This is a genomic window from Longimonas sp. (assembly GCF_046498435.1).
Lineage (GTDB): Bacteria > Bacteroidota > Rhodothermia > Rhodothermales > Salinibacteraceae > Longimonas.
The window spans coordinates 1-7354 of record NZ_JAWOAR010000305.1 but is presented as its reverse complement, the minus strand read 5'-3'; the positions used below and the strand labels follow the sequence as shown (position 1 = coordinate 7354).

The following is a 7354-nucleotide window of genomic DNA, read 5'->3' as shown; positions in this document are numbered from 1 at the left end:
GCGAGTCCGAGATGCGTTCAACCTGCTCCTCTACTCCATATGGCAATGCTCTTCTTTATCTTCACAAAAACCAACTCCAAGACTCCGCTCATCACTTCCTGGGGTCAGGTACTGTAACTACAGAATACAACTCGTTTAGGATACCAATAATCTATGAAGGAAACTTATTCTCGTCTTCTGTAATGGTCTTGCTTCAACTATCGATCCAGTTCATTTCAAATTAATAAAATTCTCCCACCTGAACGTGAACGAGTTTTCCCGAAGCTTAGGGTTCCTCTTATGTCTCAAAAACGCAACTCTTATGTCTGATGGCGTTTCGTAATTGAAACATAAGTTCTTCGCATTGAAGGATTAAAGTCGTTCGCCAGCTGAGTTGCAATGCATTCACGAGGCAGTCTAAGAGCCTGTTTGGATTTTGGTTTGCAGCGAGAGCGAGCGGCAATGCGGCGAAATTTGGACCGCGATGGAGGTTCGTAACCAGGGCTACGAGCCGGCATGAGGGCATAGCCCGACTGACGCCAGTAGATCGGGGAGAACTTGCGCCAGATCGGCCCCAACTCATTGAAGCCGCTCGCAGCCCATACTGTCTCTATCGGCTTCCAAAATATACCGGACATACCAAAGGTGGTGTTGCTGCCAAGAGCACATGTCCACCTGTTCATCCATTGCGATACCCACTATGCGGTAGCTCAAGAGACCTTTGTTTTGATCTTTGGTGCGGTGTGTCTCATGAGGTGCTTTTGGATTGTATTGGTACCCACCAATGGCACATCTGATGCACACGGACCTGATGATATCCAGAGCGTTTTTGCTCGGGTTGTATTTAGGTAGTGCAAGAACGTGTCTGGCCATGAGACCGCACAGTTCTTCCCGAATGCCACCGAGCCGAAACCTGTCTCCCCCCAACTGCTATGAGTAAAGCTTTTCGTTCTGCGTTCCCTACTGCCTCATGCCCTCTTCGTCTACGGTTTCATCGCCCCGAGCACTGCTCCCTGTGAGCACACTGACTGCCCTGGACCCTTCCATTCAGTCGGTGTGGCGCATTAAGCTCTGTCTGCTGTACACCGTCACGTTTGTAGGTATTCTGTTTTTTGCACTCATGCGCTTCTTTTCGGGCATGGGCTGGCTCCCCATCCTTAGCATAGTGGGGGGCATATTTCTGCTGATGGTGCTCTACGTTGTCGTTGGTCCGCGCTGGCGCTACCGGGCCTGGGGCTACGCCCTGCATGAGGACGAACTGGTGCTGGAGCACGGCGTCATTACCCATGTGCGCACGGTCGTTCCGCTGCGTCGCATTCAGCACCTCGACGTGTCGCAAGACCTCTTCGAGCGCGAGTTCGACCTGGGCCGTCTGATTATTCACACCGCCGGCACACGCTCCAGCGATGTGGTCATCCCCGGCTTGCCCCTGTCTACTGCCGAGCGCATCCGCGACGATGTGAAGCAGTACATCTTAGACGATCCCCTCACGGAAGACGTGTTATAAGTCTGCCACAGTAGACCCTCTGCCCCCAAACCACACGCGCTGGCCTGACTGCCGCTCTGTTCCTCTCGCTCTGCCTATGGCTGCCCCGCCGACCGATTCTTCTTCTGCTGCTGATTCGTCTGCGCTCGGCGCATCAGATGCTGCGTCCGCTTCGGAAGAAGCATCGCCCGACCCGGGGAATGGCGTCGCATCCGATAGCAGTCCGCTCGGGGCCGTGCGCGAGCCGCAGGCGCTGCATCCGTTGACGCTGCTGCTTCGCTTGCTGACCACGCTGCCAGCCCTGGCCCTGATTCTGCTCCCCACGCTCACCAACAACGATGCGCAGGTGTGGCTGCCGCTCTTCTTCGGGGCGGTGTACGGACTGATTGCCCTTCCGGCGATTGTCTTGCAGTATCTACGGTTTAGCTACCGCATCACCCCGCAGCAGATTGTCATTCAGAGCGGCGTGCTTAACCGCAAGAACCGAAGCATTCCCATTGAACGCATCCAGAACGTCGAAATTGAGCAGCAGCTCTTGGCTCGCATGCTGAATCTGGCGCAAGTACGGCTGGAAACCGCCGGGAGCGCCTCTACCGAGGCCAGCATCGAATACGTGTCGGTGCCGCAGGCCCAGAAGATTCGTGCTGCCGTGCGCACCTTCCAGCGGGATGCCGATCCGCCCAAGGCCCGCGCCACGCCTTCAACCGAAGCCGAGGCCCCCACTTCCCCCCGTACGCTCTTTTCAATGTCGCTGCGCCACGTGCTGCTGGCGGGCGCATTCCGGTTTTCGCTCTTCTACCTGGCGCTGATCTTCTCGGTGCTTCAGTTTGTGGATCCGGAGACGCTCACCAACTGGCTGCTGCTGTCGCAAGACCGCATTGATACCGTGGTCGCCACGATGTACCAGTCGCCGGTACTCACCGTCTTGAGCACCGTACTTGTTGCCGCGCTTTTGGGATGGCTCTCCGGCATCCTCATCACGCTGAACCGCTACTACGGCTTTACGCTGTGGATGGATGGCGGCAAGCTACGCAAACGCCACGGCCTGTTCACGGTGACTGAAGGCACCATTCCGCTGGCCAAGGTCCAGGTGCTCATCGTGCAAACCACCCCGCTGATGCGCCTGTTTGGATGGTACACCCTCGAAGTGCAGACCATGGGCCTCAACACCGACCAGCAAGGGCAGCGCGTGGTTGCCCCCTTTGCGAAGTGGGAAACCGTCATGCGCCTGGCCGATCGCGTACGCCCTATGGAGATGCCCGACACGTTCGAGCGCGTCTCGCCCCTTACCATCCGCCGCCACTTTCTGCGCCGCCTGGGCGTACTGCTGGCTGCTCTGGCTCCAGCCGTGTACTTCTGGCCGCACGACTGGTGGGCTCCATACGACGTGGCCCTACCATGGTGGAGCCTGCTTACCATTCCCCTTCTTGGCATCGCGGCGTACCTGCACTATCACTACCACCGCTTCGCGATCCACCACGACGGCCTGTACGTACGCCGGGGCGTGCTGCGCCACTACCTGTGGATGATCCCCATCAACCGCTACCAGGTGGCCTATGCCACCGACAGCCTCTTGCAGCGCCGCCTGAACCTCAAAACGCTCTTTGTGGATACCGCAGGCGCGTCGGCATTTGCCTATCCAGATATTGTGGATGTGGAAGCTGGCGCTGCCGACCAGGCCGTCGACACGCTCTACGACCAGTTCCACACCCTGTACCGGGCTATGGTCTCGGATGTAGAGCAGCCTGCCCCGGCCTCCCCTCCTTCCGACCTCCGGCAAGCCGCTGCTGCCGTTCCTCGTGCGCTTCCCCTTCCCAACACTGACCCTGCCTCCCGTGCCTGACTCCCGCCAAAGCGGCCTCCTTGCACATATCACGTCGCTACCCAGCCCACATGGCATTGGCGACCTGGGCAATGCCGCCTACGCCTTTGCCAACCGCCTGCATCAAACGCACCAACAGATCTGGCAGGTGCTGCCTACCGGGCCCACGGGACCAAGCGGATCGCCCTACAGCAGCCGCTCCACATTTGCGGGCAACCCCATGCTCATCAGCCTCACCCCGCTGCTTCATGACGGGCTGCTCACTGACGAAGAAGTCGCTCCGCTCCGCGACCTCCCTACCGACCGCGTCGATTATCCGGCGGTGCGCAAGCACAAGACCGCAGCGCTTACCACCGCATTTGAGCGCTTCGACAAGCGCACGCTGGGGGCTCAGCAGGCCGACCTTAGCCGCTTTCGCATCCGCCATAACGACTGGCTCGCCGACTATACGCTCTACGAGGCCCTCCGCGAAGCACACAACGACAGGCCGTGGACCGAGTGGCCCGCGCCCCTTGCACACTACGACACCGATGCGGTGGACGAGGCGCGACGCACCCATGCCCGTACGTGCCGCAAGCATGCCTACTGGCAGTTTCTCTTCTTTCAGCAATGGCAGGCGCTACACGCGTACTGCCGCCAGCGCGACATCCATTTCTTTGGCGACCTGCCCATCTACGTGGCGCACGACAGCGCCGACGTGTGGGCGCACCAGGACCTCTTTCGGCTGGATGACACGGGCCAGCCCACCGCAGTGGCCGGCGTACCGCCCGACTATTTCAGTCCCAACGGCCAGCGCTGGGACAACCCGCTCTACCGCTGGCACCGCATGGCTGACAACAACTTTGCATGGTGGACCCGCCGCCTGCGCCATGCCTTTCAACAGGTCGATCTGCTGCGTCTTGACCACTTCCGCGGCTTCGATCAGTACTGGGCCGTGCCCGCCCACGCCGACACCGCCGTCGATGGCTACTGGGAAGACGGCCCCGGCGCACCGTTCTTTGCGCACCTGCAGGAGGCGCTGGGCGACCTGCCTATTGTAGCCGAAGATCTTGGCGATATCACCGATTCGGTGTACGAACTGCGCGACCAGTTCGACTTTCCGGGGATGGCGGTGCTTCAGTTTGCGTTCGAGACGGATGCGAGCAACATCTTCCTGCCGCACAATTACCGTCCGAACACAGTAGCCTACACCGGCACGCATGACAACAACACGCTGCGCGGCTGGTGGGCCGACGATGCCACCGCCAAAGAGAAGCGCGCCGCTCACCGCTACCTCGACCTCGACCACGCGCCCTCGGTCGTCTACGCCGCCCATCGGGCGCTGTGGGCCTCGGCAGCCGAGCGCGTGGTGCTCCCGCTTCAAGACCTGCTGGAGCTACCGTCGAGCGCACGCATGAATACGCCCGGCACCGCCACCGGCAACTGGCAGTGGCGCTTTGCCCCCTCGGCGCTGGACCACGCCGCCTTCGACCGCCTCTCGGATTGGACGCTCAGCTACGGGCGTGCCACACCTCATAACCGCTTCGCCCACATGGACCGGTAGGATGTACCCTCGATAGAGGCATCCAGCAGTCCCTCAGTTCGGTAGAGCCAAATTATACGAATAGATCTGGCTGCTCGGTAGGAACATGCCGGGATGTATTCTTCTCCTGTTTGTCCACGCTGGCATCATCGAGCTCGGGGAAACGAAAAATAGACCCCTCAAGGTATGTCTCTTGTTCGTCAATTGCGATCCAGCGTCGATTGTAATCTTCAGCAACCTTTCCAGTCATATTAGATCCCGCAAATGGATCAAGAACGAGATCTCCCTCTGCTGTAGTAAGCTTAATTATGAACTCTGGAAGGTCACGGGGTTGAGTCCGTAATCTTGTGTAATTGAGGCGAGCGAAGCGACTGATGAACGCAGTGAATAAAGATCTCCCTGGAGGTTGGCAGGGGCCTCCTGTCCATCTGGCGTTACCAGGCCCCGAGGAGATGGTTCGACTCCGCTCACCATGACAGGCTTCGCCGGAGGATGCGGAGTTCGCAATGGCCTGCTTGAGATGCTCTACGCCTCCGCGAAGAAGCGATTGCGCGTTATCCCCACAGGCGATGCGGGGAAATGCCTGATAGCATATCCATCTTCTTTCAGATAGTCTTGGGTGTACTGTTCTATTACACTCAACAGACGCGCAAGCCAACCATGAAGTACACCCAGGCCAAAGACGTCATGACCCGTGCCGTGCATACGGTAGAAGCCGACCGCACACTGCACGAACTGTCCGACTTTTTCCTCGACCACAACGTGACCGGCGCCCCGGTTGTGGATGCCGAGGGCACCCTCATTGGCGTGGTCTCCGTGACGGATCTGGCCCGCCATGTCCGCGATGGCAGCAACGGCACCACCACGCGGGTACACACCGTGTACTACGATGAACTCGCTGCCAACTATGCCGACGAGGACTTGGAAGCGCTTCACATTACGGAAACCAGCACGGCCACCGTGCGCGATGTGATGACGCCCGAGATCTACGACGTGAACCCGCATACGTCCGTGCAGCAGGTCGCCAGTGTCATGCTCCGCAGCAACATTCGCCGGCTGTTTGTAACGCGTGACGGGCACATCGAGGGCATTATCACCTCAACCGACATGCTGAAGGTCGTCCGCGACCTGTAACCCTGCATCCGATACCGCTCACCAAACCCATTACATTGCTCTATGGGACGCGTACAAGACGAAGTTGTTATCGTAACCGGAGGCGCAGTCGGCATTGGCCGATCGGCGGCTCAGCATCTGGCGCAAGAAGGCGCTGCCGTAGCCATTACGGATCTCAATGAAGAGGAGGGCCAAGCCACCGCCGCGCAGATTCGCGATGCGGGAGGGGCGGCCCAGTTCTATGCCCACAACGTGACCGAGGAAGACGACTGGAAGCGGGTCGTCGATGCCGTTACAAGCGATTTTGGGCCCCCCACTGTGCTCGTCAATAACGCCGGCATCTACCTGATCAAACCTCTTGAAGAGACGACCGTCGAGGAGTGGCGCCGCCTCATGGATGTGAACGTGACAGGGGTCTTCCTCGGCATGAAGCATGTCGTTCCCGCGATGCGCGATGCCGAGCGAGGCTCCATCATCAATCTGTCGTCGGTTGCCGGACTCGTGGGGTCGGCGCGGCACGTCTGCTACGGCGCCAGCAAGGGCGCAGTGCGTACCATGACCAAAGATGCTGCCATCGAACTGGCTGATGCGGGCATCCGCGTGAATTCGGTGCACCCGGCCTACGTAGATACCGGCATGGCCGACTACGGCGCCGAGATGAATGAGATCTCGAAAGAAGAGCTTGATGCGATGCATCCCATCGGGTTCATGGGACAGCCCGAAGATGTGGCCTATGCGGTTGTCTATCTCGCCTCCACCGAGTCCCGATTCGTAACGGGCGCTGAACTCGTCCTTGACGGCGGCTACACAGCGCAGTGATTAGAAGCCTCGTTCGGTTTCTATAGGATCTTGAATTGGGGGATAGTGCTCTGTCACAATGCGTTGTGCTATACATATGATCGCTGTTGAACATGCAGAAATGCTTGTTTATGCCCCCACACCGTCATCCCAGACGGATGCCGACAGCGGTCGGCAGACGATCTGGGATCCATGCCCCAATGGAGGGATACGTTAGCGGAGTGAGTTCGCCCTCAACCGGCGAATGGATTACTTCGTGCGTACCACAGGCATGACCTTCGGCCCTCGCTTCGCTCGGCTCCGGATCAGCGGCGCCAGGGGCGCCTTAGCACCGGGAGACCTGGGTAAACCCGACGCGGTTGAGGTTGTCGGTTCCGCACTTGCACCATGCCGTCAAAGGCGAGCCGCACATCGACGCCCCGTTCCTCGGCCAGGGGTCCGATCCTGGCCATCGCGGTCTCGTCCCCGCCCTTGACGATTTCGGAACTCCCATGATTATTTCAGAAGCTGAACCTAAAGACATAGGAAGTTAAAAAATCAGGAGGAATTAAACAATGGCTAAATTTAGAGAAGAAGGGAAAAAGGAGATTCCCAAAATATCTACTGCTTCCTTGCCGGATATTATTTTTATGCT

General features: G+C 58.8%; 6 protein-coding genes. 5 read left to right on the top strand and 1 reads right to left on the bottom strand.

Annotation, left to right across the window (positions count from 1 at the left end; genetic code table 11):
- Positions 1-949: 949 nt before the first annotated feature.
- The 3 genes from R6U20_RS11780 (at position 950) to malQ (ending at position 4830) form a co-directional block, all read left to right on the top strand.
- Positions 950-1486 carry a PH domain-containing protein gene (locus R6U20_RS11780; protein WP_410338053.1) on the top strand — a complete coding sequence of 179 codons (537 nt, stop codon included), beginning with the start codon at positions 950-952 and terminating at the stop codon, positions 1484-1486.
- Positions 1487-1562: 76 nt separating this feature from the next.
- Positions 1563-3308, top strand: a complete 1746-nt coding sequence (locus R6U20_RS11775) for a PH domain-containing protein (protein ID WP_410338052.1) — start codon at positions 1563-1565, stop codon at positions 3306-3308.
- Positions 3301-4830 carry a 4-alpha-glucanotransferase gene (malQ, locus tag R6U20_RS11770; RefSeq protein WP_410338051.1) on the top strand — a complete coding sequence of 510 codons (1530 nt, stop codon included), beginning with the start codon at positions 3301-3303 and terminating at the stop codon, positions 4828-4830. The genes R6U20_RS11775 and malQ overlap by 8 nt, the downstream gene beginning before the upstream one ends.
- Positions 4831-4882: 52 nt before the next feature.
- Here the strand turns inward: malQ and R6U20_RS11765 are convergent, their stop codons facing one another.
- Entirely contained in the window at positions 4883-5467 is a 585-nt protein-coding gene (locus R6U20_RS11765) for a DNA methyltransferase (protein ID WP_410338050.1), read from the bottom strand.
- Positions 5468-5469: 2 nt separating this feature from the next.
- Between R6U20_RS11765 and R6U20_RS11760 the strand changes: the two genes are divergently transcribed.
- Positions 5470-5943, top strand: coding sequence for a CBS domain-containing protein (locus R6U20_RS11760; RefSeq protein WP_410338049.1), 474 nt, complete (start codon positions 5470-5472; stop codon positions 5941-5943).
- Positions 5944-5985: 42 nt separating this feature from the next.
- A complete protein-coding gene (locus R6U20_RS11755) occupies positions 5986-6741 on the top strand; it encodes a glucose 1-dehydrogenase (RefSeq protein ID WP_410338048.1) in 756 nt (251 codons plus the stop codon).
- The last annotated feature ends 613 nt before the right edge of the window (positions 6742-7354 follow it).